The sequence below is a fragment of the Pseudoalteromonas sp. DSM 26666 genome, from assembly GCF_900116475.1.
GTDB classification, from domain to species: Bacteria; Pseudomonadota; Gammaproteobacteria; order Enterobacterales; family Alteromonadaceae; genus Pseudoalteromonas; species Pseudoalteromonas tetraodonis.
Genome location: NZ_FPAR01000001.1, coordinates 472,378 through 498,985, shown reverse-complemented (window position 1 = coordinate 498,985; position 26,608 = coordinate 472,378). Strand labels below are relative to the sequence as shown.

Sequence of the window (26,608 nt, the reverse complement as noted above, 5' to 3'; positions counted from 1 at the left end):
TTTTATGCACCAGCAGGATGCCAGTGCTATTTTAACAACCCCATGCAGCATGGTTGCTTATTGGTATTAATATATGAGACGTATATTCGTATGTCAGAAAATTTTGCGCAGTTATTTGAAGAAAGCTTAAAGGGTTTTGAAGCAGAGCAAGGCTCTATCGTTAAAGGTACAGTAATCTCAATCGAGAACAACATTGTACTTGTAGATGCTGGTCTTAAATCAGAAAGTGCTATCCCTGCAGAGCAGTTCAAAAATGCTGCTGGTGAACTAGAGGTTGCTGTTGGCGACGAAGTAGATGTTGCACTAGATGCAATCGAAGACGGTTTCGGTGAAACTATCCTTTCTCGTGAGAAAGCGAAGCGTCACGAAGCGTGGATCCGTCTTGAGAAAGCATGTGAAGAGCAAGAGACTGTTACTGGTGTTATCAACGGTAAAGTTAAAGGCGGTTTCACAGTTGAAGTTGATTCAATCCGTGCTTTCCTACCTGGTTCACTTGTTGATGTTCGTCCAGTACGTGACACAACTCACCTTGAAGGCAAAGAGCTTGAATTTAAAGTAATCAAGCTTGATCAAAAACGTAACAACGTTGTTGTTTCACGTCGTGCAGTTATCGAATCAGAAAACTCACAAGAACGTGAAGAACTTCTTGCTAACCTTGTTGAAGGTCAAGAAGTTAAAGGTATCGTTAAGAACCTTACTGACTACGGTGCGTTCGTTGACCTTGGTGGTGTTGATGGTCTACTACACATTACTGATATGGCGTGGAAGCGTGTTAAGCACCCTTCAGAAATCGTTAATGTTGGCGACGAAATCGCAGTTAAAGTTCTTAAATTCGACAAAGATAAAACTCGTGTATCTCTAGGCCTTAAACAGCTTGGCGAAGATCCATGGGCAGCTATCGCTGGTCGTTACCCAGAAGGTTCTAAACTTTCTGGTCGTGTAACTAACCTTACTGATTACGGTTGCTTCGTAGAAATCGAAGAAGGCGTTGAAGGTCTAGTACACGTTTCTGAAATGGATTGGACTAACAAGAACATTCACCCTTCAAAAGTTGTATCACTAGGTGACACTGTTGAAGTTATGGTTCTTGAAATCGACGAAGAACGTCGTCGTATTTCTCTAGGTCTTAAGCAATGTATTGCTAATCCTTGGCAGGAATTTGCTCGTCTACAAAACAAAGGCGACCAAGTTACTGGTAAGATCAAATCAATCACTGACTTCGGTATCTTTATCGGTCTTGACGGTGGTATTGATGGTCTTGTACACCTTTCAGACATTTCTTGGAATACACCTGGCGAAGAAGCTGTACGTGAATTCAAGAAAGGCGACGAAATCACTGCTATCGTATTGCAAGTTGACCCAGAGCGTGAACGTATCTCTCTAGGTGTTAAGCAAATCGAAGCTGACCCATTCAATAACTACCTTGATGCAAACAAAAAAGGTGCTATTGTTAAAGGTAAAGTGACTGAAGTTGATGCGAAAGGCGCAACTGTTGAACTTATCGAAGGCGTTGAAGGTTACATCCGTGTAGCTGATATCGCTCAAGAGCGCGTTGAAGATGCAACTACTGTTGTTTCTGTAGGCGACGAGATTGAAGTTAAATACGTTGGTGTTGATCGTAAGAACCGCACTTTAAGCTTATCTGTTAAAGCTCTTTTCGAAGCAGAAGAGAAAGAAGTACTAGAGAAGCTTAAGAAAGAAGAGCCAGTGTTTGAAAACGCAATGGCAGCTGCTTTCGCAAATGCACAAAAAGACTAATTAATTATAGTCTTTTAATTGGAAGGGCAGTTTATGCCCTTCCACTATTTCTTTTTAAGGAAACGCTATGACTAAGTCAGAACTGATAGAAACACTTGCTGAACAACATTCACATATTCCTGTGAAAGATGTTGAGAACGCTGTTAAAGAAATTCTTGAACAAATGGCCGGCTCATTATCTTCTTCAGATCGTATTGAGATCCGAGGTTTTGGAAGTTTCTCTTTGCATTACCGTGCGCCTCGTACAGGCCGTAACCCTAAAACAGGTGAAACTGTAGAGTTAGATGGTAAGCATGTACCTCATTTTAAACCAGGCAAAGAACTACGTGACCGTGTAAACGAGAGCATTGCTTAGTAAACTTATTGGAGTAGTTACTTGTTCAAGGTATTAAAAATTATTCTGGCGGCACTTTTTTTAATTGGTGCGTTTGTATTGGGTTCTCAAAACCCACAATTAACACAAATTAACTACATAATAGCCAGTAATACATTACCTTTAGCCGTTATAATAAGTATCTGCTTTTTGCTAGGTGTTGTAGTGGGTTGTTTTGTGAGTTTTAAATTGTTCACGCAATTAAAGTGGCAAAATTACCGTTTAAAAAAGCAATTAACGCCTGAAAAAGATAATAAAAAGCGTATTGCCAACAAAGACACCTAATTATGATTGAGCTGTTGTTTTTACTGCTTCCCGTTGCTGCCGGTTATGGTTGGATCATGGGGAAAAACAGTGCTAAAAATCAGGCTCATCAATTTAATCGTCAAATTACTTCTGAATACAGTAAAGGGTTAAAGTTTTTACTGGATAGAGAAGAAGATCAGGGGCTTGAGCACTTAATTAATTTGCTCGAAGTAGCTGCTGACTCTGTTGAACATTATTCTACACTGGCCACCATGTTTCGCCGTCGTGGTGAGCTTGACCGCGCAATAAAAATTCACGAACTGCTGCTAAAACACCCAAGCCTTAACGAAAAACAAGCCGCTAATAGCCGTTTAGAACTAGCCGAAGATTATATTATGGCTGGCTTATTAGACAGCGCAGAAGAACATTTAATATGGCTGGTAAAAAATAGCCATGCAGATGCACTCGATCCTATTATTTCTTTATATTCACAAACCCGTGAATGGGAAAAAGGCATTAATATGTTTGAAGCGCATACTGAGCTTTTTTCAAAAGAACAACACTTTAAAGCCATCGCTAATTTTTACTGTGAGCATGCCATTGCCAGTAATAATCCACAACTTATGCGCAAAGCCATTGGCTTAAACTTTAAAACAATTAGGCCTTTATATGAGCTTGGACTGTCAGCTTACACCAAAGAAGATTACGTAAAAGCAATTTACTATTGGCGAGAATTAATCTGCCAATTTACTTTTTTTGCGCCATTGTTTATTGAAAAGTTAGCTCACAGCTATAAGCAATTAAAATTAACTCACCAATTCCATGAACTCATTACTGAGTTACTAGAAAAGGGTGGGGTGATGATAAAAATACAGCATTGCCAAGCCTTGCTTGAGCAAGGACACACTGAACAAGCCTTTGAATTTTTAACTGATAATTTAAAACGTCAACCCACTATTCGTGGCTTTAGTTTTTTATTACAGTTAATGAGTACAGAAAATAAAAATACAAAAGATGTGCTTAATCAAATCGATAAACTTGTTACTTCGTACATTGCCACTAAACCTGACTTTCAATGTCAGCATTGTGGCTTTACTAGCTACACCATTTATTGGAATTGCCCTTCATGTAAACACTGGGAAACCATTGTGCCTAGCAGAGGCTTAGACGGATTTTAATCTTTATACTTTTCGCTCACTAGTAGGATAGTTATGTCTTTCGAAAAATCAAAAAAAATTCTTATCGCGCTTGATTATGATGATCAGCAAACTGCTTTAGCATTTGTAAAACTGTTATCACCAGATACCTGTCGATTAAAAGTGGGTAAAGAAATGTTTACTTATTTTGGTCCTGCATTTGTTAAAGAATTGGTCGATTTAGGTTTTGATGTATTTTTAGATTTAAAGTTTCACGATATTCCAAATACCGTTGCTAAAGCGGTGACTGCTGCGGCTAAAATGGGTGTATGGATGGTCAATGTGCATGCATCGGGCGGTTATGAAATGATGCATAAAGCTAAACAAGCACTCGGACAGTTTGGCGACAAAGCGCCATTACTGATTGCGGTAACTGTATTAACCAGCATGGACGAAGCTGAACTTGAGCGTTTAGGTATAACTAAATCACCCCAAGAGCAAGTTATGCATTTAGCTAAATTAACAAAGCAAGCAGGACTAGACGGTGTTGTTTGTTCCGCGCAAGAAGCGCAAAGTTTAAAGGCTGCTTTAGGGAAAGAGTTTAAATTAGTTACGCCAGGTATTCGCCCAGCGGGCAGTGATGCGGGCGATCAAAAACGTATTATGACACCTAAAGAAGCGATTGAAGCGGGTAGTGACTATTTAGTGATTGGGCGTCCGATCACTCAGGCACAAAATCCTGTAAAAGTACTAAATGATGTAAATGAATCAATAGCTTAAATTAAAAATTAGCATAATTGAGTGTAGTTCCTTACAACTGCTTTTCTTTGTGCTACATTTAAATTATGGGTGTGCAGTGAGGGATTTGCTTTGCGTATAATAATATTTTTAGTTGTAATTATCATTAGTGGCTTTGCTGTTAATAAATATGTTTTTTCAACTAAAATGTATGATGATGTTTCAAACGTTACTGACTTGGTATCTGGTTACCCCGTTGATTTATTCAAGTTTAAAAAAATTGCTCAAAATTATGCCCAGCATCTGTGTTACACCAATGAAGGTGTGTTAGCAGGAATAGATATTAGCAGCAGAGAATGTGTTGCGACACATGATGAAATGCAAAATGAGTGTACAGAAAAAGTTTTTAGGCTAGCGCCGTTAAATCTAGATTCTAAAAAAGAATTAATTGAATACTCAAATGAATATTCTCGCTGTACCTTACCTTATAAAAATATTAGGTTATAAATTTCAAATACTAAAAAGCCACTTAGGTTTAAAACTTAAGTGGCTTTTTATTTAATTATTTTAAACGAATAGACTTAGCTTCAATATCGATTAAGCCTTGTTTAAATAAACCGCCAATGGCTTTTTTGTAATTTGCTTTGCTGGTCGAAAACACTTTTTTAATTAATTCAGGTTCAGACTTATCGCCTATGGCTAATATGCCACCTTCATCTTTTAGTTTTTCCATTATTTTTTCACCAAGCTCGCTTACTTTACCCATGCCTGGCTTTTCAAGTATGACGTCAATTTTTCCGTCTTCACGTACTTTTTGAATAAATCCTTTTAGCTTTTGACCAACAAACAGGTTTTTAAACACCATGTTGTAAAACACGACGCCAAAATGGGATTCTTCAATAAGCACCTTGTAACCAATATCAGTTTTGCCTGCTACAATTAAGTCAACTTCTTGTAAGTGACTATACTGAGGCTCATCTTTTGATAAAAAACGGTTAAAGTTAGTTGAGGCACAAATACGCTGACTGGCGTTATCAAGATATAAACGCACTAAATATGAATAGCCTTCTTGCATACGTGGTTTTTGTTCATTAAACGGTGCGAGTACGTCTTTTTCTAAGCCCCAATCTAAAAACGCGCCTATGCTGTTTATTTCTTTTACACGCAGTAGGGCATATTCGCCCACTTGAGCATGCGGCTTTTTAGTTGTGGCTGTTGGCAGGTTTGCATTATCTAAAAATGTGAATACACTGATGCTATCGCCAGCTTCAAGCTCATGTTTTATTTCATGTTTAGGTAAAAAAACTTCACCTAAGTCGTGCCCATCTAAATAGGCACCTTCGTTGCTGACTTCTTTAACAAAAAGGGTTTGGGTGGTTCCTAGGTAACTCATAATTATTCCTGCTCAGGCTTTTTTTTACGACGCATCGGGGTATCACCATCAATATTAAGAGGTGCTTTAATTGGGGCCGCTGGCTTTTTCGGTTTTGCTTTTCGTTTTGGCTGTGGCTTATTCGTGGTCACTGCTTTTTTAGTCGGTTTAATTGGCGTTACTTTTTTCTCTTTAATACCTTTAAATTTCGCTTTTAAACCCTCAACAGCAGCAAACGATAATTCATCATTTAAAAATGATTTTATTGCCAAGTAACTTGCCCAATCTTTAGGGCCCACAAGTGATAATGCGTTACCTTTAAAACCAGCACGACCAGTTCGACCAATACGATGAACGTATTCTTCTGCGTGTTTTGGTAAATCAAAGTTAATAACATGGGTAACACTGAGTAAATCTAAACCGCGCGAAGCAACATCTGTAGTAATTAATATTTTAAAGTTTTCACGGCTAAACGCATCCATAATATCAAGACGCTTACTTTGAGTTAAATCCCCAGCTAATGCGACAGATTTAAAGCCTTTACTATTTAATGATTCACTTAAACGGCTGGTATCAGCTCGTGTGGCAGTAAATATAATGCACTGGCCGACGTTATCTTGGTTTAAAAAGTGCTCAAGCAGTGCTTCTTTATGATCAAGGTGGTCAGCTAAATACAATGTTTGTTTAATATCACTGTGTTGCTCATTGGCTGCACTGAGCATAATTTGTTTTGGTTTTTTTAATAAATTACGCGATAACGCATCAACTTGAGCATGATCTAATGTCGCCGAAAACAATAAAGTTTGACGAAGACGATGATCGGCCAGTTCATTAATTAGTTTAAGTTGATCGGTAAAACCTAAATCTAAAATACGGTCAGCTTCATCAAATATAAGTAACTCTAGGCCACTTAATTGTAATGAACGTTGCTTTAAATGATCGGCTAAACGCCCAGGTGTGGCGACCACAAAGTGAGGGTCGTTACGCAGTGCTTTAATTTGGTCGTTAAAATTTTCGCCACCGAGGATTTTAACGGCCTTTATGTTGGTACCGGCAATAAGTAATCGAAGTTGAGTAAAAACTTGGGTCGCAAGCTCACGAGTTGGAGCAACAATAAGTACACGAGGATCACGTTTACTGAGTGCTTTTTGTTTCATTACACGCTGCACAGCCGGTAATAAAAACGCTAAAGTTTTGCCTGACCCTGTTTTTGACTGAGCGAAAATGTCATGTCCCGCCAGTGCCGTTGGCACAGCATGGGCTTGAATATCGGTAGGCTGGGTGATCCCTTGGTGCGCTAATTGTGTTTCTAGGCGAGTATCAATCCCAAGTTCAGTAAAGTGCAATGTATGTTTCTCCAATATGAGCAAGTCTGTATAAATTTATCCGCGCATTATAGCCCACTGAGCTACTGCGCTAACAGTAAAAAGCGCATTATCATCCATTTTTTTGCATTTAAATAAAAAAAGCGTAAAATACGCGCCCCATATGCGCCGGATTTACGATTCGGTAAACGCCCCTTGCGGGTTTTAAAAGCAAAATAGGAATACCATGACTGCTGTCCATAAAGATAATGTAACCAGCGAACACTTTGTTGTATGCGCTCTGTATAAATTTGTTTCTCTACCGGATTTTGAAGCACTTCGCCAACCTTTACTTAATGTAATGGAGCAAAACGAAGTACGAGGCACTTTATTAATTGCCGCAGAGGGGATTAACGGTACTGTCTCTGCAAAACGTGAAGGCATAGATAATTTACTTGCGTGGTTAGACACCCAACCAAATTTAGACAACATTGTTACCAAAGAATCATTTGATGACGAATGCCCGTTTTACCGCACAAAAGTTAAGCTGAAAAAAGAAATTGTGACTATGGGCGTTGAAGGCGTAGACCCATTAAAAGTAGTGGGCAGTTATGTTAAGCCAAATGAATGGAATGCCCTTATTTCTGATCCAGAGGTGATCCTTGTTGATACCCGTAATGATTACGAAATTGAAATTGGTACGTTTCAAAACGCAGTAGACCCAAACACTAAAACGTTCCGTGAATTTCCTCAGTGGGCCAAAGAAAACTTAGACCCATCAAAACATAAAAAAGTAGCCATGTTTTGTACTGGTGGTATTCGCTGTGAAAAATCAACAGCCTATATGAAAGAGCAAGGTTTTGATGAGGTATACCACCTTGAAGGCGGCATATTAAAATACCTAGAGGAAGTGCCAAAAGAAGAAACCATGTGGGAAGGCGAGTGTTTTGTATTTGATAACCGTGTAGCGGTAAATCATGACTTACAAAAAGGCTCATACGATCAGTGTCACGCATGTCGCATGCCTATCACAGAAGAAGAAAAGCAAAAGCCAGAATATATGGAAGGGGTGTCGTGTCACCACTGTATTGACAATGTAACCGATGAACAACGCGCTCGCTTTGCAGAGCGCCAAAAGCAAATAGAGCTTGCTCAAGCGCGCGGTGAAGGCCACATTGGTAACGAAGCACAAGCTGTTTTACAACAACGTAAAGAAGCTAAAAAAGCGCAAAAAGACGCACAGCGAAATAAATAAGCGGTACTTTTTGTTTGTACGTTATTAATAAAAACCTCAGTTTCAACTGAGGTTTTTTATTTTAAACTCTTTTCACAATTGCTTGTATCTGTAGTAGAGAGCGTGACCTTGTTGGCAGCATTGACGAGCACACATTTTGTGTTTTTATCGAGCTTTTTCTTTTGAATAACGGTAAATTCACCTTCATCAGCAGCATATAGATTATACTGATACGCGGTGTTGCCCCCTTCAAATAAAGCAGTAAATAATCCACCGACTAATCCACCAACAATGGCGCCGCCAATCATTTCTTCTTTATTGCCATCTAAGCTATCTACAAAGCCAAACCCCGCACCAGCAGCTATTCCAGTTCCCACTTCTGAGGAGAGTGTTACTTTTTGTATTGATTCAACAGACGCATAATAACGTTTAACAACTTGATTTTGATCTGTCCGATCAATCCCTGGTGATGCACAGCCTGATAGCAAGATCACCATAATTAAACTCTTTTTCATAAATGTTGCCTTTATTAAAAATATTGATGAGCTAAATCATAGTCATAAATGTAATTTAAATATGTGTGGATTTTGTATGCTGCTGTAAAAATATGTAGAGTGGCTAGCATGCTTAATTTCAGCTTATTGTTTTGCTAATTTGTCGTACTTAGCTATTTATTGATCATAGAGCTGTTAAACTGCGTAACATAATGGAAATAATAATTAATTAGGGTGATCCTTTGAAATCGCGAATTCTTTTTACCAGCGTGTTTTTTTCTTTAATGTCGTTAAGTTTATCTGTAAAGAGTGCCAATGTCGTGGTGGAGCAGGTAGCGATGGAACGTGCTAAAGAGCAAGTTCAGGCTGTCGGTAACGCCGAAGCAATTCATTCGGTTATTTTATATCCGGCTGTGGGCGATAAAGTAACGGCGGTGCATTTTAAACCGGGTGATAGCGTAAAGGCCGGTGATGTGTTACTCGAACTTGATTCACGCAGACAAAAAGCGGCACTTGAAGAGGCAAAAATAAAACTTGCTGACACCCAAAGAACCCTCGCACGTTTAAAGCAAAGCCAAGCAAAAGGGGCTGTGCCACAGAGTGATGTGGATGATGCAAAAACAGTTGTTGAATTAGCAAAAGTGACCCTTACCCAAGCAGAAACAGAATTTGAAGACCGCCAAGTTCGTGCGCCTTTTAACGGCACTATGGGACTTACCGACGTTGAAGTGGGTGACAGAATTACTCCCCAAACGACGATTGCAAGTATTGATGATACGCGTGCTTTATATATAAACTTTAACGCCCCAGAATCGGCCGTTTATATGCTGCGCAATAAAGGCAATGTAAAAGTATTCCCTTGGCAGTCACAAAATGCTGTAAACGCAAAAATTGCTTATCTAGATTCACGAATAGACCCACAAACCCGCACCTTACGTGTAAAAGCGCAGCTTGAAAACCCGCAGCAAAAGTTCTTACCCGGCATGAGTTTTCGTGTTCATATTGAAGTAGAAGGGCAACGTTTTGCTGCTGTACCTGAGGCGGCATTACTGTGGGGAGCAACAGGCCCTTACGTATGGACAAGTGTTGATAAAAAAGCCACTCGAATTGATGTTAAAATTGAACAGCGCCTTGCAGGTCGTTTATTAGTTTCGGGGGCTTTAAAAGAACAAGATAACTTAGTGGTAGAGGGCGTACAGCGCTTACGAGCTAACCAAGAGCTAAGCTTCTCAGCGCCAATCGCTAATACGCAGGAGTAGCCATGAAACAGCAACCTATGATGCAAGACTTGCCATCAATGGCTATTCGCCGCCCAGTGCTTATTGTGGTACTGAATTTACTGATTATTATTGCCGGAATTGCCGCCATAGCAGGCGTAGAAGTTCGAGAGCTTCCAGATGTAGACAGACCCCGTATTACTGTATCAGCCTCGTTCCCTGGTGGTTCACCTGAAACCGTTGATACCGAAGTTACCAGTAAACTTGAAGGTGCCGTGGCCCGCGTGAGCGGTGTTAAATCGATTCGTGCACAAAGTGAAGAAGGTAATTCACGCATTGTGGTTGAATTTAGACCGGGTGTTAACCTTGACGACGCTGCGAATGAAACGCGTGAGTCAGTTGCTCGAGTGCAAAGAGAGCTCCCTGAAGAGGTAGAGCGCGTTTCTATCATTAAGGCTGATAACGACGCTGAAGCGGTGGTTTCATTAACAGTATCAAGCGAAAGTTTATCGTTAGAGGCATTAACAGAGCGGGTTGATGTTGACTTAGCGCCGCAGTTTTTAACTATTCCTGGCGTTGCCGACGTACGATTAAACGGCGATAGAGAACGTGTGCTCAGGGTTCGCATTGATCCATTAAAGCTCAGCAGTTTTAATTTAACGATTCCAGATGTCGCCGATGTACTCAGGCAAGCCCCCTTTGATGTGCCTGCAGGGAGTTTAAAATCAAACGATCAGCAAATAATAGTGCGCGCTGATGCAACGTCTGTTACCCCCGCACAGGTGGGCGACATTATAATTCAGGGCGATACTCGTATTAGCGATATTGCTGCCGTGTACTTTGGTCCGGCCGATCCGCGCTCTATGGTAAGGCTTAATGGTAAACCTGTTATTGGTATGGAAATTATTCGCCAAGCACAGTCCAACACCATCGAAATTTCTGATGAAGTACTCAACCTTATAGAGGGGATGCGTGAGCGCTTTCCTGAGATGGAGTTTACGCTAACATCAGATGACGCGCAGTTTATTAGAAGCTCAGTAGATGAAGTGATTAACTCATTGGTTCTAACGGTACTGCTAGTGATCATCACCTTATGGGTGTTTATTGGTTCATGGCGTGCAACATTAGTCCCAGCATTTGCCATTCCTGTTGCGCTTATAGGTTCATTAGCTCTGATATGGGCACTTGGGTTTTCAATTAATATTTTAACCTTATTAGCACTGGTATTAGCGACAGGATTAATTGTTGATGATGCAATTGTAGTGAGTGAAAATATTCAACGCCAGCGAGGGTTAGGACTTGGAAGGCGTGCCGCAGCGGTTGTTGGTACCCGTGAAGTATTTTTTGCCGTTATTGCCACCACTGCAGTATTAGCGGCTGTGTTTGTACCCATCGCATTTTTACCCTCTACAGCAGGGCGTTTATTTAGGGAGTTTGGTGGCGTACTAGCTGGTGCGGTAATTATATCTAGCTTTGTTGCGTTATCGTTAGTGCCGGCGCTCACCTCAAAATTAAAACTCAAACAAGGTGGTTTTCACCCCTTTGCTAAATTTGGTAACGTGCTTGCCAATATTTATACCAAAACAATTCATAAAGTACTGGATCATGCGTGGGTTACCTTTATTGTTTGTTTATTAGTTGCAGGCGGTTCGGGTGCTTTGTATATGAGTTTAGATAACGAACTGCTCCCTACTGAAGACCGCGGTAAAATTAGAATATTTGCCCGCGGACCTGATGGCGTAGGCTTAAATTTTATGGATAGACAAGCCATTAAAATGGAAGATACCTTACTGCCTTTCGTTGAAAGTGGTGAAATTGAGTCTATTTACACTGTGGTTGGGCAATGGGATCCCAATATTGTGTTTATTACTGTGCCATTAAAGCATTGGGATGAACGTAACTTTAGCCAACAAGAGATTATTAATAAAATTCGCCAGCCTTTAGGCAACATCCCAGGCGCACCAGCTTACCCTGGTGGGGCAAATAGCTTAAATTTACGTGGCCAAGGTGGCGGCATAGAAATCGCTTTACTGGGACAAGATTACCTTGAAATATTTAAGGCTGCACAGCAGTTCTCAGCTGATCTTGAAAAAGCCGTGCCAGAGGTTGCGCCGGTAAGAGTATCGTATCAGCCATCGCAGCCGCAATTGCGTGTTAATATTGACAGACGACGCGCAGAAGAACTTGGCGTGTCTTTAAGTGATATCGCAATTACATTAAGAGCCGCTATTAATGGTGACGATATCGCTGATTTAAACATTGGCGATCAATCTATTCCTATTATGCTACAGGCACAAAATCAAACTATTAACGACCCAAGTGATTTAGCAAACTTGTTTATTAGAGCTCGTAATAATCAATTGGTGCCGCTCAGTAGTGTCGCTAACATTTCAGAGGAAGGGGTTGCTGCCGAGCTTGAGCGTCATGCTCAGCGCCGTGCCATAGAGCTCAGTATGGAGCTGCCTGAGGGCTTAACAATTGCCACCTTAGTGGAACAAATAAAGCAAGTGTCTGAGCAATCATTACCAGCAGGTATTACTCTTGCATTTAAAGGGGAAGCACTGACATTTGAAGAAACCTCCAACGAAGTATTAATGACCTACGTATTGGCATTTTTAATTGTGTTTTTAGTACTTGCGGCGCAATTTGAAAATGTTAACAGTGCAATCGTGGTAATGATCACTGTACCATTTGGGATTACATCGGCCATTCTAGCGCTGTATTTAACCGGTACCTCACTGAATATTTACTCGCAAATAGGCCTAGTGATGTTAATTGGGTTAATCGCTAAAAATGCAATTTTATTGGTCGAGTTTGCTGATCAATTAAGAGATCAGGGGCTGAGTGTTCGAAAAGCGGTTGAACAAGCTGCATTGGTACGTTTAAGACCAATCACCATGACCTTAATATCGACCTTACTCGGTGCGTTACCCCTCATTATGTCAACAGGTGCCGGAGCAGAAGCACGTAATGCCATTGGCTGGGTGGTATTTGGTGGACTTGCGTTAGCGGTATTGTTTACGCTTTACTTAACACCGGTGATTTATTTAGGATTAGCCCGCTTTACCAGTCCTCGTGGCGATGAGTCAAAGCAATTAGCCCAAGAGCTGGAGCAACTTGACTAACTAATTACGCTAATTGGCTATTTTTCTTTGAAAAAATAGCCAATTAAGCCCACAATTCAACTAGATTAAAGCCACAAGGATCACCCATGCAGGCCGAGCAAGTTGAAATAGCCCAATTTTTAGTTGAACACCCCCCTTTTGATACGCTTGAGAGCGAGGCACTAAACGAACTAGCAATGCAAATTGAAGTTGCTTATTTTCGTGCGCAAACTGATATTTTACATTTAGGCCAAGATATTAGTGACTTATATATTATTCGTAGTGGCTCGGTTGAAATTTCACGTCGTAATGGCGAGCTCTATAATCGTTTAGCCACAGGCGGCATTTTTGGCCAAATGGGCCTATTGATGAACCGCAAAGTGCGCTTTCCGGCTCGTGCCCTAGAAGACACCTTAACCTATTGTATTAACGTTAATACCTTCAACGAATATTGTGATAAATACGAAACCTTTGCCGATTTTTTTGAAGTGGATGGTAACGTACGTTTGCACCAAGCCATTGTAGAGCAAGCCGACAGCAATGATTTAACCACCGCGAAAGTAAAGTCATTATTACACCGTGATGTGGTCACAGTAACAATGCAAACTGCTATTCAAGACGTCGCATTTTTAATGACGCAAGAATCGGTCTCTTCAGTGTTAGTTACCGACATAGAAAAACAAATAAGCGATGACCCAGAAGAAGACGACGGTCAAGTTGTTGGGATCATAACCGACAGAGATATTCGCACTAAGGTGGTTGCCCAAGGGTTAACATATGATACACCCGCCAAAGAAGTAATGACATCAAGCTTAGTACTACTTGATAGCAACGCCTATGTGTTTGAAGCCGTATTAGCCATGCTAAGAGATAACTTACATCATTTACCTGTGGTACATAAAAAACGGCCTATTGGGGTAATATCGCTGTCTGACATTTTACGTTATGAATCACAAAGTAGCTTACTGTTAGTACGCGGTATTTTAGCGCAGCAATCAGTTGATGACTTAGTTCATTACGCGCGCCAATTACCTAATGTATTTGTACGTATGGTTAATGAAGATGCAAATTCGCATATGATAGGAACCGCTATGGCGGTCATAGGCCGTACCTTTAAACAGCGTTTGTTAGCACTGGCCGAAGAAAAATTTGGCGAGCCGCCTATTCCTTATTGTTTTATAGCCTTAGGCTCAATGGCCCGCGACGAGCAGCTAATTGTGACTGATCAAGATAATGCTCTCATTTTGGATAATAGTTTTGATGAGGCACTGCACGATGAGTATTTTCAAAACCTATCAGATTTTGTGTGTGATGGTTTAGCTAAATGTGGCTATACCTATTGTGACGGTGAAATTATGGCGTCGTTTAAAAAATGGCGTATGACCCGTACACAATGGAAAGAAAAATTTGCTAGTTGGATGGCCGAGCCGAAACCGCAAGCACTGCTTAATAGTTCGATATTTTTTGACTTAGATGGTGTATGGGGCAAGCTAAAATGGGCCGATGAGCTTAAAACGCTGGTGGCCAAAGAAAGCAAAGTAAACAAACGCTTTTTAGCGAACCTTGCTGCAAATGCCCGCAATAGAACGCCGCCACTAGGATTCTTTAACGGTTTTGTGCTTGAGCATAATGGCCAGCATAAGCGGTCAATGAACTTAAAACGCCGTGGTACGGCGCCGCTATCTGATGTGGTGCGCGTGCACGCCTTAGCGGTTGGCTCACGTAAACAAAACTCCTTTGAGCGCTTAGAAGATATTATAGAGGCAAATTTACTGCCTAAAGGTAAAGCACAAGATTTACGTGATGCGTTTGAGTATATTGCCACAGTACGTATTCGTCATCAGGCGTGGCAAATAGAGCAGGGTGAAGCCCCAGATAACGATCTAGACCCCCATTTACTTTCACCCTTTGAGCAAAGTAATTTAAAAGAAGCCTTTGCTATTTTAGAAAAAGCGCAAAGCTTTTTAAAATTTAGCTATTCTGCGCACCCGGGTGTGAAATAAGTTATGGCTAAATCACCGTTAGATTGGTCACAGCGCTACGAGCAGTTATTGCAAACTGCGCAAAACCCGTTACTTAAAGACTTTTATCAACAAGCGTTTACCAATCAGGCTGCTCCACTTAAAGATGTCCCTTTTGTGGCGCTCGACTTTGAAACAACCGGCCTTGATGCGAATAGCGATGATATTGTTAGTGTGGGGCTGGTGCCTTTTAATGTAAATCGTATTTATTGTAAAGAGAGCCGTCACTGGGTGGTGCAACCACGACGAGATTTAAGTGAAGAGTCAATAGTTATTCATGGAATTACTCATTCAGAAGTGGATGAAGCCCCTGATCTTAATCGAATTTTAGCGCCACTGCTTGATGCCCTTAAAGGCAAAGTGGTGGTGGTACATTATGCTGCAATAGAACGTCATTTTTTTTATAACGCGCTACTTATGCGTATAAAAGAGGGCATTGAGTTTGCACTAGTTGATACGATGGAAATAGAAAGGCGGGCGCTTAAAGCGCGGCAGGGGTTATTAGGCAGGCTGTTTAATTCAAAGCTAGGATCACTTAGGTTAAGTGATACACGGGAGCGTTATTCATTGCCACTGTATCAAAACCATAATGCGCTTACTGATGCACTAGCCACTGCCGAGCTGCTGCAAGCGCAGCTGAGTTACCACTATAGATCAGACACGCCAGTGAGTGAAATTTGGCTTTAGCTATTGAAGCATTACTGTTAAAAATAGAGCACAAAAAAAGCCGCAATTTGCGGCTTTTTTATTATGGAATGTGTTGTGTTATTTAACTGGGCGAGGCTCAGTTCGTAAACCTAAAATTAAGCTTACACACATCAATAACAATACAATGGTAAATGGCAGACCGGTTGATATAGCCCCCGCTTGCAGTGCTTCAATCGCTTGAGTGCCACCAATCCAAAGTAATGCAGCAGCAATAGCACCCTCAACAGACGCCCAAAAAATACGCTGTGGTACCGGCGCATCAATCTTACCACCTGCTGTGATTGAATCGATTACAAGTGACCCTGAATCAGAAGAAGTAATAAAGAATACCAGTACTAAAACAATAGCAATGAAAGATAAAACGTTTGCCATTGGCATTTCATCAAGCATTTGGAACATCGCCATAGGCACACTTGTTAAACCGTCAGTTCCTAGGGCACCAATTCCATTAACTACTTGGTCAATTGCGATGCCGCCATAAATAGACATCCATAAGATAGTGACTGCTGTAGGAATAAGTAGTACAGCGGTTAAAAACTCACGAATTGTACGACCACGTGAAACACGGGCAATAAACATACCTACAAACGGTGACCACGAAATCCACCAAGCCCAATAAAATACTGTCCATCCATGCATCCATGTTTCATCTTCACGACCATGTGGGTTACTTAACGGAATAATGTTTTCTACATAGCCCATTACCGTGTTTGGTATATTACCCATAGATACAGCAAAACCAACTAAACATACAAATACCAGTAGCACTAAAGCAATAAGCATATTGACGTTACTTAGTAGCTTAACGCCACCATCAATGCCTCGAATAACTGAGACAATGGCTAATAACGTCACCCCTGTAATAACCAGAATTTGTGAACCTACGCCACCTTCAAGGCCAAATACGTGGTTAATACCCGCTGAAGCTTGTTGAGCACCTAATCCTAAAGACGTTGCCAAACCAAATAAGGTCGCAAGCACAGCTAAAATATCGATTATATGCCCCGGCCAGCCCCATGCTTTATCACCTAAAATAGGGTAAAAAATTGAGCGTATAGAAAGCGGTAAGCCTTTATTGTATGTGAAAAACGCTAAAGAAAGCGCGACAACCGCATAAATGGCCCAAGGATGAAGACCCCAGTGGAACATAGTTGCGCCCATTGCAAGCTTTGCTGCTTCTGGGGTGTTGGCAGCCACATTAAGCGGTGTTTCATACCAGCCGGTGTAATAAGCCACCGGTTCAGCAACTCCCCAAAACATTAAGCCAATACCCATACCTGCTGCAAATAACATTGCCAGCCAAGAAATACGAGAGTGAGATGGTTTAGCATCGTCGCCGCCTAAACGGATATTGCCGTAAGGCGAAAAAATTAAAACTAAACAAAAAATAACAAAGAAGTTAGCAGCCCACATAAACAGGCCGTCAAAATTATTAATAATATCGGTTTTAATACCATCTAGCGTCGTTTTAGCAACTTCGGCATCAGATACTAATACGGCAATTAAAAACAGCGCTATTAACCCTGCACTTATTCCGAATACAGGGTTATGTATATCAAACCCCCATTTTTGCACGTTGTCTTGACCTACGGTGTAGTCCGTATTGTCAATACTGTACTTGTCATGATTCTCGCTCATGCAATACCTCATTGGTTAATGAAACAGGCTGGCTTAATGCCAGTTTTTTATAGTTCACTGTATTCGTCTTATTAGATTCTTTGCCAAAGCTAACAACACGAATAATTAGAAGACTAACTAATTTAATTGCCCATCATACCTTTACTGCTAGGGGAGTTAAATATTAAATACGAAAGAATTAACACTTTGCTAAAATTTTGAGCTGACTTTGTCTTTTTATTGTACATGTCTGGTCGCTAAGAAAATGAAAACTAACGCGTTAGCACTTTATTTTATAGTCATAAATAGCAATGAATGCAAAAGCTAAGTTAATGAATATTCAAATTAATAGGGAGTATAAACAGATAAATCACTTAATTGGATACGCTAAAAGCGTACTCTGATTTTTAAAACTAAGAGTAATTTGTTAAATGGGCTTTTTTATGACTTTTTAATTACATTTTTATAGCTTTGGGTTTTTAGCTAAGGGGAGGTTAATAGAGTCAGCAATGAGAATAGCGATGTTAAAGTAGTTTTTATAAAAAAGTGGCTTATTTATTTTGCGGTTTAAACTAATTTGCTTTCTCATTTATTTTGACGATTAACAGCTTAACTCACAAAGAGGATAAAGTGACGCTGCGCTAATAGAGAAGTAACAAAGCCACATAATTAAACATAAATGATGAGGCAGAATGGCTTTTGTTTTCTCATTTTCTTCTCATTCACTTCTCTCTGTGCAATAAAACCTTTAGAAAATCATGCGCAAAGAGATCAAAAACGCTGCAGCTTTAACACTGCAGCTTATAGTTAAATTTTATTTGTACGCTTCGTTGTGAACGCCCGCGGCGCGCCCTGATGGATCGGCATTATTTTGAAATGATGCATCCCATGCAAGTGCTTCTGGGGTTGAACACGCAACTGATTTACCATGTGGTACACACTTAGCCGAGGCATCGCCTGGGAAGTGCGACTCAAAAATACTGCGGTAAAAATACGCTTCTTTAGAGTCTGGCGTGTTAATTGGGTATTTAAATTTGGCATTCGCCAATTCTTGATCCGTTACTTGCTCATTAACAAACTCTTTTAAGGTATCTATCCAGCTGTAGCCAACGCCATCAGAGAATTGCTCTTTTTGACGCCATAACACTTCATCTGGGAGGTAGCCGTCGAAGCCTGCACGTAAAATGTGTTTTTCAATTTTGCCGTCTTTACACATTTTAGCTTCAGGGTTAATGCGCATTGCCACATCAACAAACTCTTTATCTAAAAATGGTACGCGTGCTTCAACGCCCCAAGCGGCCATTGATTTGTTGGCACGTAAACAGTCAAACATATGGAGCTTTGAAACTTTACGGTTCAGCTCTTCATGAAATTCTTTTGCATTAGGCGCTTTATGAAAATATAAATAACCGCCAAATAATTCATCTGCACCTTCACCTGAGAGCACCATTTTTATACCCATGGCTTTAATTTGACGGGCCATTAAGTACATTGGGGTTGATGCACGAATGGTGGTTACATCGTAAGTTTCAATGTGGTAAATCACTTCTTTAAGTGCATCAATACCTTGTTGAATAGTAAAGATAATAGGGTGGTGAATAGTCCCTATCATATCAGCTACTTTTTGCGCTGCGGCTAAATCGGGGGAGCCTTCTAAACCTACCGAAAAGGAATGCAGTTTAGGCCACCAAGCATCACTTTCATCGTTATCTTCAATACGTTTTGCAGCAAAGCGCTGGGTAATAGCGGAAATAACCGATGAATCTAAGCCACCCGATAGCAATACGCCATAGGGTACGTCACACATAAGCTGGCGCTTAACCGCCGCTTCCAATGCATCTTTTACATCTTCTGCTTTGGCATCGTTGTTTTTAACAGCGTCGAAGCGTTGCCAATCACGTTGATAGTAAGGGGTTAATTTGCCGTCTTTGCTGTACAGGTAATGCCCCGGCGGAAACTCTTCAATGTGCTTACAAATAGGTGACAGCGCTTTGAGCTCTGACGCTACATAAAAGTTACCGTGCTCATCGTGACCTGTGTACAGTGGAATAATACCAATGTGATCGCGACCAATTAAGTACGCGTCTTGCTCTTCGTCATATAAACAAAAAGCAAAAATACCATTTAAGTCATCTAAAAATGCCGGCCCTTTTTGTTTATACAGGGCTAAAATCACTTCACAGTCTGACTGGGTTTGAAAATCAAAGTCGACCTCTAAATTAGCGGCCAGCTCTTTGTGGTTATAAATTTCGCCATTAACCGCTAAAATATGGGTTTTTTCTGGGTTGTAAAGGGGTTGAGCACCGCTTGATACGCCAACAATGGCTAAGCGCTCATGCACTAAAATTGCTTTATCAGATGAATACACACCAGACCAATCTGGCCCACGATGACGTAACAGTTTAGACATTTCGATTGCCTGAGTGCGTAACTGGCTGGGATCCGATTTAATATCGAGTACACCAAAAATTGAACACATAATTTTTCCTCATTCCTATTAAGTGCCTACGATAGCGAGTTTGCTAAAGACTAACCTTGTTTTATCAGAAATAAATAACTAAGTCACACGGCTTTTTTAAATTAATAAGAATAATTTATGCACCAAATAAGTTGCTGGCGCACCAACATGGTGAGATTGATGGTATGATAGCAACGAATTGTACAATTTTTAATTTAAAACCGGCTGGGGTTAGCGTTTCATGCTGATGTAAATTTATATTTGCACCAAGTGGGTGCAAATATAATCGTTAAGAAATAGCTTTATGTTAATTAGCCCAATAGCGATTTAAACTCAGTTTAAGCTGAGATAGATGCGCATCGAGTTTACTTTTTGCCGTGGTTGCTTGTTCAAGCGTTACAAACTCAAAAGTAATAGAATCGGCGGTTCTAAACTGAGCAAACTGATGTAAATCCGCCTCTATTACATGGCCTATCAATGGGTAGCCCCCGGTTGTTTGTGCATCATTTAACAGCACAATTGGGTTGCCATCAGGTGGGAGTTGCACGCTTCCCGGTGCTACCGCGAGTGAGTGCAGTGAGAGCGAGTGTTGCATTATTTGGCTATTATTATGATCTAAGCGTACCCCCATTCGATTACTATTCGGGTTAATAGTAAATGAGGTGGTACAGAAAGCGTTTATACACTCAGGTGTAAGTAGTTCATGATGTGGGCCTTGATGTAGCCGAATAACTTTTCGTTTAGGCGGTGTTAATGCGCCTTTATTGCATAGCCAAGGCTGAGTATATGGGGTTATTTTTATAATATCGTCGCTTTGTAATGCTTGGCCATTATAACCACCAATGGCTGCCCCTAAGTCGGTTGATTTAGAACCCATAACTTCAGGGCATTCAATTCCACCTCTTACGGCAATGTAAGCTCTGGAGCCACCGCGTCCTGTATCAAATTTAAGTGTTTGTTTTGCTTTTACCGGATAACTCCACCCGGGGTAAACGGCTTGAGTGTCAATTTTAGCGTTTAAGTCGGCTCCATGCAGAGCAATGACGGTATCGCACTCAAATTGCAATTCACATAACCCAACGGTGAGTTCAAGTACGGCATCGTTATCGTGATTATTTACTAAGCGATTGGCAATAATGTGCGCATAGGCGTCTAAGCTACCCGAGCGGCTAACCCCTAAATGACGAAAACCCACACGGCCTAAATCTTGGATTGTAAGCTGTATACCGGGTTTGATTACTTTAATCATTGTTTACTCCTTTTAACAGGCACAAATTCAAGGGTGTCACCGGGTTTAAATAAACAAGGGTTTAAGGCGGTTGCATCAAATAAACAGGCATCAGTATGAGCAATAATATGCCAGCCACCAGGTGAGTTTTCAGGATAAATGCCTGTTTGGTCTGCCCCAATCGCAATCGCGCCTTTAGGAACACTGACTCGTGGGTTATCACGCCTTGGGGTAAACAGTTGAGAATTGAGCCCATGTAAATAAGGAAAACCGGGCACAAAACCTAAAAACAACACATGGTAAATTTCTTTACTGTGTAAATTAATTACCTCATCTATTGTTAGCTTGTGATAATTAGCCACATAGTTTAAATCTTCACCTTGGTAATAGGTGTCTATTTTATGATGCTGACTTTCAAAGGCGTAATCATCAACCTCATCCCATAGTTTGGTTAAGGTGTTTTGCCATTGATGTAAATTACTGGTTGATTTTAAATACAAGGTTAATGAGTTCATTCCGGGGACTAAATCTATAAACTCATTGGTGTTTTTACAATACTGTGACAGCGCCCAGAGTTTTTTTTGCGTCGCAAGTATGTGTTGTTCGCTGTAGTGAGAAACATCAAAAAGCAGACTAGAATTTGTTAATATTTTTATACTTGGCAAAGTGCTCATACAGATAACTTATTAATATTGTTTGTATTTAAGCTATCACAGTCGTTGTGCTATTACGATATTAATAGACAAACTCGGATCGATTAAATTCCCGTCTTCGTAAAGTTTTATTGCGTGTGAAATTTATTCTTGCGTTTACAGGTCTGCTTTAGGGTCTGTTGACCTTTGCGGATTAAAATTGTTCAAACTAGGAGCGGTTTAATCGCGGCGCGAGGTTTGTAACCTAGTGGGCTAAGTAAAAACCGAGCAAAGCTTCCGCGTCCTGCTCACGCCCCTTACCTACATCCATGTAGGCAACAAAGGGTAAATCGCTCCTAGGCAGAACCCGAAGGGCAGCGCCTGTTTGGCATTGATGCTGCGTTATCGCCTATTTATGGGGAATAACCACACCACATAGGCTCTGCCTTACCTAAATACCAAACAGACTGCTGCAAATTTAACCTTGGAAGGTCAACAGACCCTAGAGTAACTAAAACTAAGAGGTCATCGTATGTTTAAGCGGGTAATACTATCGGCGTTTGCCATTGTGGGCTTACTAAGTGCAATGAGTGCTATATCGTCAGATGAAATAATCAAACCAACTGATTTAGATGCAACCATGCATGTTGAAAAAATAGTGCTGGGTTCAGGCTGTTTTTGGGGGGCAGAAAAACGCTACGAAGCACTTAATGGTGTGTTAGACGCTGAATCGGGTTACGCCGATGGCCGGGGATTTAAGCCAACCTATAGAAATATCACTAAGTTATCCCGTCGTTTTGATGAGGATAATTACGCCGAAGTGGTGCAGGTTACCTTTAATAGTAATATTATTTCGGCAAGAGAGCTGTTGCAAAATTACTACGAGAGCCACGATCCAACGCAAAAGAATCGTCAGGGTAATGATGTAGGCACGCAATATCGCTCTATTATTTTAACCACTACCGATCAGCAAGCGAGTATTGCAAAGGCGGTTACGAATGAGTATCAGCAATTATTAAGTAAAGCCGATTATGGAAAAATAGTGACGCAAATAAAGCCACTTGAGCGCTTTTATTCGGCTGAAGAGTATCATCAAAATTACCTTGAAAAAAATCCAAACGGCTATTGCCCTGATCATTCAACCGGGGTTGTATTTACTCAAAGTGATAAACCACAGATAGATAATACTGCATTATTAAATGGCAAGCAGATTGTCATTTTAGACTCGCAAAGTTATTGCCCTTACTGCGAAAAGTTTAAAGCGGCCGTTGCCAATGATTATAAAGGCACAATTCCAATGACTTTCCGCCATGCTGATCAGCTTGATGGGTTAACGATTAAATCGGCGACATGGGCTACACCTACCATATTATTTTTAGAAAATGGGGTTGAAGTCTATTCTCGCCAAGGCTACATGAACGCAGAGCAATTTTATAAAGCATTAGGCGCGTTTAAGCTTGGCAACAGTGAAGCTTATAAGGTGGCATTTAATGCTAAAACCGACAGCCCTTACTGCAAAGAATATGCTATTTTTAAAAACACGCCCGATGGCATCTTTATTGATAAATTAAGCGGTGAGCCATTATTTGATACCCGTGATAGATTTAACTCAGGCACGGGCTGGCTTTCGTTTACCCACCCAATAAAAGACAGTGTAACCCAACATGAGGATAACAGCTGGGGAATGCAGCGCATTGAGCTTAAGTCTAAAAGTACTGGTATTCACTTAGGGCATTTATTTCCGGGTGAGGGGCCTAGAGGGCAAGATAGATATTGTATTAATGCGACTGTTTTAGAATTTGTAGCCAGAAAACAGTAAATTTTAAGCAAAAAAAAGCAGCGATGATTAAGTAGATACTTAACGGTCGCTGCATTTCAATTGACAACATCTTCACACACAATAAAGATTCGGGGGGTTGTATTAGTACAAAACTAACTCTGGCTTATTGTTGTTGATGAGAATGAAAATAAAAACAACCCAAGCTCAGTCACCACCGGACTTGAGTTGTTTTTTACACTGACAACATCTTCACACACAATAAAGATTCTTAAGTTTATTGGCGGGTGTAAGGGTAAAAATAAAAACAACTCAAGCTAAGTCACCACCGAACTTGAGCTGTTTTTTACACTGACAACATCTTCACACACAATAAAGATTCTTTTTTACTAGCTCGTTGTTACAAACTAATGAAATCTGATTTAAGTAACACGTTTTATATTTTTTAGCGTGTTGCCGTTTGGTTGAGTTAACTTTAGAGCTTTTACTCAATTTCGACAAGCGATAAAAACAAAACTAATAAGTGAAAAAAACTAACTTATGGGGTTTTAGATTTTTACAATAAATAAATCACTGATAAATAAGCGTTTTTGTTGTATTCCCGGTAGGGGGGGTTAAGAAATAAAAGTTGCACACTTTAAAATTAGCTAATAAGCGCTCAACAAGGAGCGCTTAATTGAATGTGCTATTTAGTTTGCCTAAAGGTGTTAATCACCCATTTCGCAAACAAATCGAGAGGGTGATTAGCGGTACTTGAGCCATGCTGAACTAAATAGTATTTGTCTTTTGTTGTTAGTGGTTGCTCAAACAGTTTGTAGAGCCATTGCTCATCCAGCCAGCTTTGACTTATTGGTAAAGGAATAAGCGCAATGCCCATACCTTGCTGTGCAGCCCGTGCAACACCAAACATACTGTCTATTTGAATAATTTGTGCAGGGGAAAAGTCATCAATACCGACTTTTTCAGCCCATTGGTGCCATGCCCAAGGCCGGGCTTTATGAACAATAAGCGGCACTTGATTGAGTGCCTGGCAATGATCGTTTTGCCACTGATCGAGCAGCTTTTTATTACACGCTGGAATATATTCTAAATTAAATAACTCAGTAGCCAGCCCATCAAGCGGTTTACTTGAAGATAAAATGATTGATAAATCACTTTGGCGAGTCAACTCTTTGCGTGTTTTAAGGGTGTCCATGTGTAAATTAATATTAGGATGCTCACTCGTCCACTCACTGAGTTTTGGCATTAGCAATTCACTGGCAAAAAACTCGGGCAGGGTAATGGTTAAATTTACATTTTGTTGTAACTGACTAAATTCGGTAATGGTACTTTCCAGCATATTTATAATGGGGTAAATCGCTTCAAAAAAGTTTTTTCCAGCTGGCGTTAAGCTTATGGAGCGGGTTTGCCTTTGAAATAAATCAATGCCCAGCTGCTCTTCTAGCTGCTTTATTTGATGGCTGACCGCCGATGGCGTTAAATACAGCTCTTTGGCGGCATGTTTAAAACTTAAGCTTTTTGCGGCAAAACAAAAAGAGCGAAGGCCGCGAATAGGTGTTTGCATGGTATCCAATATAAAGTTATTTCAATCACCTTATTACAGGCAATTATTAAACCAAAAATAAAAGTTAACTATATCAGTTATTTAATTTTTTTATTAGGGCGAATTCACCCAAGTGGTGCGTTAAATTCTCACTATAGTGCAAAAACTAAAATAAAGGCAAAAAAAATCCCTCTTGCGAGGGATTTTGGGTAACTCAGCGCCATTGGCACTGGGAATGAGGTCGGTACAGGGTGAAATTGTGAGTAGTTTAAAACACCATCTCAGGAATATCACCGTCAACAAGCAATTTACCTGCCGTTTTACTAATAATTTCATCAACTGATACGCCTGGTGCGCGTTCTAGCAAATGAAATGCGCCGTTTTTAACTTCTAATACGGCTAAATCGGTTACTATTTTTTTAACACAGTTAACGCCCGTCAGCGGTAACGTACAGCTTTCTAATAATTTAGAATCGCCGTGTTTACTGGCATGGGTCATAGTAACAATAATGTTTTTTGCACCAGCAACTAAATCCATTGCTCCGCCCATGCCTTTTATTAATTTTTTAGGGATCATCCATGAGGCTATAGACCCGTTTTGGTCTACCTCAAATGCACCCAGAACCGTTAAGTCTACATGACCACCCCGTATCATGGCAAAACTATCTGCACTATTAAATATAGCTGCACCGGTAGCTGCCGTCACGGTTTCTTTACCCGCGTTGATCATATCTGCATCTACTGTGTCTTTGGTTGGGTATTCACCCATACCTAATAGGCCATTTTCGGACTGTAGCATAACTTCTATGCCATCGGGTACATAGTTTGCGACGAGTGTCGGAATACCTATGCCTAAATTAACATAGTACCCATCTTGTAGCTCTTGAGCGACGCGCATTGCGACTTGTTCACGTGATAATGCCATTTTAAGTGCTCCTGCTTAATCTCGTGTGGTAACACGTTCAATGCGTTTTTCAAAGTTGCCCTTGATCACGCGATTTACAAAAATGCCAGGGGTATGAATTTGACTTGGCTCTAGCTCACCGGGTTCAACAATCTCTTCCACTTCGGCAACGGTAATTTTACCTGCGGTTGCGGCCATTGGATTAAAGTTCATTGCGGTATGGCGAAATACTAAATTACCGTAACGGTCTGCTTTCCATGCTTTTACAATGGCAAATTCACCCGTGATTGACTCTTCTAAAATATAAGGGCGACCATTAAATTCTTTTACTTCTTTACCCTCAGCTACTGGCGTACCGTAACCCGTGGCGGTATAAAAAGCAGGAATACCGGCACCACCAGCACGCATTTTTTCTGCTAGAGTCCCTTGCGGTGTTAGCTCTACATCAATTTCGCCATTAAGTAGTTGTTGTTCAAAAAGAGCATTTTCGCCCACATAAGAGGCAACCACTTTTTTAATTTGTTTGTCTTGTAATAAAAGTCCTAAACCAAAGTCATCAACGCCGCAATTGTTCGATACGACCGTTAACTCTTTGGTTTGCATTTTTTTAATTTGTGCTATTAATCCCTCGGGAATACCGCATAAACCAAAACCACCAGCGATGATAGTATCGCCGTCTTTTAAACCTTCCATTGCAGCTTCGTAACTCGAAACTACTTTATCAAAACCGGCCATGAGTGACTC

General features: G+C 40.6%; 22 protein-coding genes. 12 read left to right on the top strand and 10 right to left on the bottom strand.

Annotation, left to right across the window (positions count from 1 at the left end):
* Positions 1–90: 90 nt before the first annotated feature.
* From rpsA to BM380_RS02255, 6 genes are all read left to right on the top strand, one after another.
* Positions 91–1,758, top strand: a complete 1,668-nt coding sequence (rpsA, locus tag BM380_RS02280; protein WP_002961176.1) for a 30S ribosomal protein S1 — start codon at positions 91–93, stop codon at positions 1,756–1,758.
* 67 nt (positions 1,759–1,825) lie between these two features.
* A complete protein-coding gene (ihfB, locus tag BM380_RS02275) occupies positions 1,826–2,113 on the top strand; it encodes an integration host factor subunit beta (protein WP_008114744.1) in 288 nt (95 codons plus the stop codon).
* A gap of 21 nt (positions 2,114–2,134) precedes the next feature.
* Positions 2,135–2,416 (top strand): lipopolysaccharide assembly protein LapA domain-containing protein, encoded by a 282-nt coding sequence (locus BM380_RS02270; RefSeq protein ID WP_008114742.1) that lies wholly within the window; start codon positions 2,135–2,137, stop codon positions 2,414–2,416.
* A 2-nt stretch (positions 2,417–2,418) separates the two neighbouring features.
* On the top strand, positions 2,419–3,555 hold the full coding sequence (lapB, locus tag BM380_RS02265; RefSeq protein ID WP_090492660.1) for a lipopolysaccharide assembly protein LapB: 1,137 nt from the start codon (positions 2,419–2,421) through the stop codon (positions 3,553–3,555).
* A gap of 33 nt (positions 3,556–3,588) precedes the next feature.
* On the top strand, positions 3,589–4,293 hold the full coding sequence (gene pyrF, locus BM380_RS02260) for an orotidine-5'-phosphate decarboxylase (RefSeq protein ID WP_090492659.1): 705 nt from the start codon (positions 3,589–3,591) through the stop codon (positions 4,291–4,293).
* Between the two features lie 90 nt (positions 4,294–4,383).
* Positions 4,384–4,758: a hypothetical protein gene (locus BM380_RS02255; RefSeq protein ID WP_254772044.1), complete on the top strand. Its 375-nt coding sequence runs from the start codon at positions 4,384–4,386 to the stop codon at positions 4,756–4,758.
* A 55-nt stretch (positions 4,759–4,813) separates the two neighbouring features.
* Here the strand turns inward: BM380_RS02255 and BM380_RS02250 are convergent, their stop codons facing one another.
* Together BM380_RS02250 and BM380_RS02245 are read right to left on the bottom strand one after the other, a co-directional pair.
* Positions 4,814–5,644 carry a CvfB family protein gene (locus tag BM380_RS02250; RefSeq protein ID WP_010389931.1) on the bottom strand — a complete coding sequence of 277 codons (831 nt, stop codon included), beginning with the start codon at positions 5,642–5,644 and terminating at the stop codon, positions 4,814–4,816.
* Between the two features lie 2 nt (positions 5,645–5,646).
* On the bottom strand, positions 5,647–6,969 hold the full coding sequence (locus BM380_RS02245; RefSeq protein WP_090492657.1) for a DEAD/DEAH box helicase: 1,323 nt from the start codon (positions 6,967–6,969) through the stop codon (positions 5,647–5,649).
* A gap of 205 nt (positions 6,970–7,174) precedes the next feature.
* On the opposite strand from BM380_RS02245, the gene BM380_RS02240 reads away from it, so the two are divergent.
* Positions 7,175–8,182 (top strand): oxygen-dependent tRNA uridine(34) hydroxylase TrhO, encoded by a 1,008-nt coding sequence (locus tag BM380_RS02240; RefSeq protein WP_064662748.1) that lies wholly within the window; start codon positions 7,175–7,177, stop codon positions 8,180–8,182.
* 56 nt (positions 8,183–8,238) lie between these two features.
* Here BM380_RS02240 and BM380_RS02235 read toward each other — a convergent pair whose 3' ends face one another.
* On the bottom strand, positions 8,239–8,676 hold the full coding sequence (locus BM380_RS02235; protein WP_090492656.1) for a hypothetical protein: 438 nt from the start codon (positions 8,674–8,676) through the stop codon (positions 8,239–8,241).
* Positions 8,677–8,897: 221 nt separating this feature from the next.
* On the opposite strand from BM380_RS02235, the gene BM380_RS02230 reads away from it, so the two are divergent.
* The 4 genes from BM380_RS02230 (at position 8,898) to BM380_RS02215 (ending at position 15,684) form a co-directional block, all read left to right on the top strand.
* Positions 8,898–9,914 (top strand): efflux RND transporter periplasmic adaptor subunit, encoded by a 1,017-nt coding sequence (locus BM380_RS02230; RefSeq protein ID WP_090492654.1) that lies wholly within the window; start codon positions 8,898–8,900, stop codon positions 9,912–9,914.
* A 2-nt stretch (positions 9,915–9,916) separates the two neighbouring features.
* Entirely contained in the window at positions 9,917–12,997 is a 3,081-nt protein-coding gene (locus tag BM380_RS02225) for an efflux RND transporter permease subunit (protein WP_013464884.1), read from the top strand.
* Between the two features lie 86 nt (positions 12,998–13,083).
* Positions 13,084–14,979: a putative nucleotidyltransferase substrate binding domain-containing protein gene (locus BM380_RS02220; protein WP_016899937.1), complete on the top strand. Its 1,896-nt coding sequence runs from the start codon at positions 13,084–13,086 to the stop codon at positions 14,977–14,979.
* Between the two features lie 3 nt (positions 14,980–14,982).
* Positions 14,983–15,684 carry a 3'-5' exonuclease gene (locus tag BM380_RS02215; RefSeq protein ID WP_013464886.1) on the top strand — a complete coding sequence of 234 codons (702 nt, stop codon included), beginning with the start codon at positions 14,983–14,985 and terminating at the stop codon, positions 15,682–15,684.
* 78 nt (positions 15,685–15,762) lie between these two features.
* Here BM380_RS02215 and BM380_RS02210 read toward each other — a convergent pair whose 3' ends face one another.
* The 4 genes from BM380_RS02210 to pxpB form a co-directional block, all read right to left on the bottom strand.
* Positions 15,763–17,343 (bottom strand): BCCT family transporter, encoded by a 1,581-nt coding sequence (locus tag BM380_RS02210; protein ID WP_013464887.1) that lies wholly within the window; start codon positions 17,341–17,343, stop codon positions 15,763–15,765.
* Positions 17,344–18,136: 793 nt separating this feature from the next.
* Positions 18,137–19,801, bottom strand: a complete 1,665-nt coding sequence (asnB, locus tag BM380_RS02205; RefSeq protein WP_033103477.1) for an asparagine synthase B — start codon at positions 19,799–19,801, stop codon at positions 18,137–18,139.
* 286 nt (positions 19,802–20,087) lie between these two features.
* On the bottom strand, positions 20,088–21,029 hold the full coding sequence (locus BM380_RS02200) for a 5-oxoprolinase subunit C family protein (RefSeq protein ID WP_090492652.1): 942 nt from the start codon (positions 21,027–21,029) through the stop codon (positions 20,088–20,090).
* Positions 21,026–21,682: a 5-oxoprolinase subunit PxpB gene (gene pxpB, locus BM380_RS02195; protein WP_090492650.1), complete on the bottom strand. Its 657-nt coding sequence runs from the start codon at positions 21,680–21,682 to the stop codon at positions 21,026–21,028. The genes BM380_RS02200 and pxpB overlap by 4 nt, the downstream gene beginning before the upstream one ends.
* A gap of 490 nt (positions 21,683–22,172) precedes the next feature.
* On the opposite strand from pxpB, the gene msrA reads away from it, so the two are divergent.
* Positions 22,173–23,459 (top strand): peptide-methionine (S)-S-oxide reductase MsrA, encoded by a 1,287-nt coding sequence (gene msrA / locus BM380_RS02190; RefSeq protein WP_090492649.1) that lies wholly within the window; start codon positions 22,173–22,175, stop codon positions 23,457–23,459.
* Positions 23,460–24,102: 643 nt separating this feature from the next.
* Here the strand turns inward: msrA and BM380_RS02185 are convergent.
* The 3 genes from BM380_RS02185 to BM380_RS02170 all read right to left on the bottom strand — a co-directional run bounded on the left by BM380_RS02185 (position 24,103) and on the right by BM380_RS02170 (position 26,599).
* On the bottom strand, positions 24,103–24,981 hold the full coding sequence (locus BM380_RS02185; protein WP_013464894.1) for a LysR family transcriptional regulator: 879 nt from the start codon (positions 24,979–24,981) through the stop codon (positions 24,103–24,105).
* A 247-nt stretch (positions 24,982–25,228) separates the two neighbouring features.
* Positions 25,229–25,885, bottom strand: a complete 657-nt coding sequence (locus tag BM380_RS02175) for a 3-oxoacid CoA-transferase subunit B (protein ID WP_090492646.1) — start codon at positions 25,883–25,885, stop codon at positions 25,229–25,231.
* A gap of 15 nt (positions 25,886–25,900) precedes the next feature.
* Positions 25,901–26,599 (bottom strand): CoA transferase subunit A, encoded by a 699-nt coding sequence (locus BM380_RS02170; protein ID WP_013464896.1) that lies wholly within the window; start codon positions 26,597–26,599, stop codon positions 25,901–25,903.
* Between the last annotated feature and the right edge of the window lie 9 nt (positions 26,600–26,608).

What these genes read in the sequence shown, in the direction of transcription:
- BM380_RS02215 (WP_013464886.1), top strand. Translation starts at nt 14,983, where the DNA reads ATGGCTAAATCACCGTTAGATTGGTCACAGCGCTACGAGCAGTTATTG.
- BM380_RS02220 (WP_016899937.1), top strand. Translation starts at nt 13,084, where the DNA reads ATGCAGGCCGAGCAAGTTGAAATAGCCCAATTTTTAGTTGAACACCCC.
- BM380_RS02250 (WP_010389931.1), bottom strand. Translation starts at nt 5,644, where the DNA reads ATGAGTTACCTAGGAACCACCCAAACCCTTTTTGTTAAAGAAGTCAGC.
- BM380_RS02225 (WP_013464884.1), top strand. Translation starts at nt 9,917, where the DNA reads ATGAAACAGCAACCTATGATGCAAGACTTGCCATCAATGGCTATTCGC.
- pyrF (WP_090492659.1), top strand. Translation starts at nt 3,589, where the DNA reads ATGTCTTTCGAAAAATCAAAAAAAATTCTTATCGCGCTTGATTATGAT.
- msrA (WP_090492649.1), top strand. Translation starts at nt 22,173, where the DNA reads ATGTTTAAGCGGGTAATACTATCGGCGTTTGCCATTGTGGGCTTACTA.
- BM380_RS02200 (WP_090492652.1), bottom strand. Translation starts at nt 21,029, where the DNA reads ATGATTAAAGTAATCAAACCCGGTATACAGCTTACAATCCAAGATTTA.
- BM380_RS02175 (WP_090492646.1), bottom strand. Translation starts at nt 25,885, where the DNA reads ATGGCATTATCACGTGAACAAGTCGCAATGCGCGTCGCTCAAGAGCTA.
- rpsA (WP_002961176.1), top strand. Translation starts at nt 91, where the DNA reads ATGTCAGAAAATTTTGCGCAGTTATTTGAAGAAAGCTTAAAGGGTTTT.
- asnB (WP_033103477.1), bottom strand. Translation starts at nt 19,801, where the DNA reads ATGTGTTCAATTTTTGGTGTACTCGATATTAAATCGGATCCCAGCCAG.
- pxpB (WP_090492650.1), bottom strand. Translation starts at nt 21,682, where the DNA reads ATGAGCACTTTGCCAAGTATAAAAATATTAACAAATTCTAGTCTGCTT.
- BM380_RS02185 (WP_013464894.1), bottom strand. Translation starts at nt 24,981, where the DNA reads ATGCAAACACCTATTCGCGGCCTTCGCTCTTTTTGTTTTGCCGCAAAA.
- BM380_RS02240 (WP_064662748.1), top strand. Translation starts at nt 7,175, where the DNA reads ATGACTGCTGTCCATAAAGATAATGTAACCAGCGAACACTTTGTTGTA.
- BM380_RS02210 (WP_013464887.1), bottom strand. Translation starts at nt 17,343, where the DNA reads ATGAGCGAGAATCATGACAAGTACAGTATTGACAATACGGACTACACC.
- lapB (WP_090492660.1), top strand. Translation starts at nt 2,419, where the DNA reads ATGATTGAGCTGTTGTTTTTACTGCTTCCCGTTGCTGCCGGTTATGGT.
- BM380_RS02170 (WP_013464896.1), bottom strand. Translation starts at nt 26,599, where the DNA reads ATGGCCGGTTTTGATAAAGTAGTTTCGAGTTACGAAGCTGCAATGGAA.
- BM380_RS02235 (WP_090492656.1), bottom strand. Translation starts at nt 8,676, where the DNA reads ATGAAAAAGAGTTTAATTATGGTGATCTTGCTATCAGGCTGTGCATCA.
- ihfB (WP_008114744.1), top strand. Translation starts at nt 1,826, where the DNA reads ATGACTAAGTCAGAACTGATAGAAACACTTGCTGAACAACATTCACAT.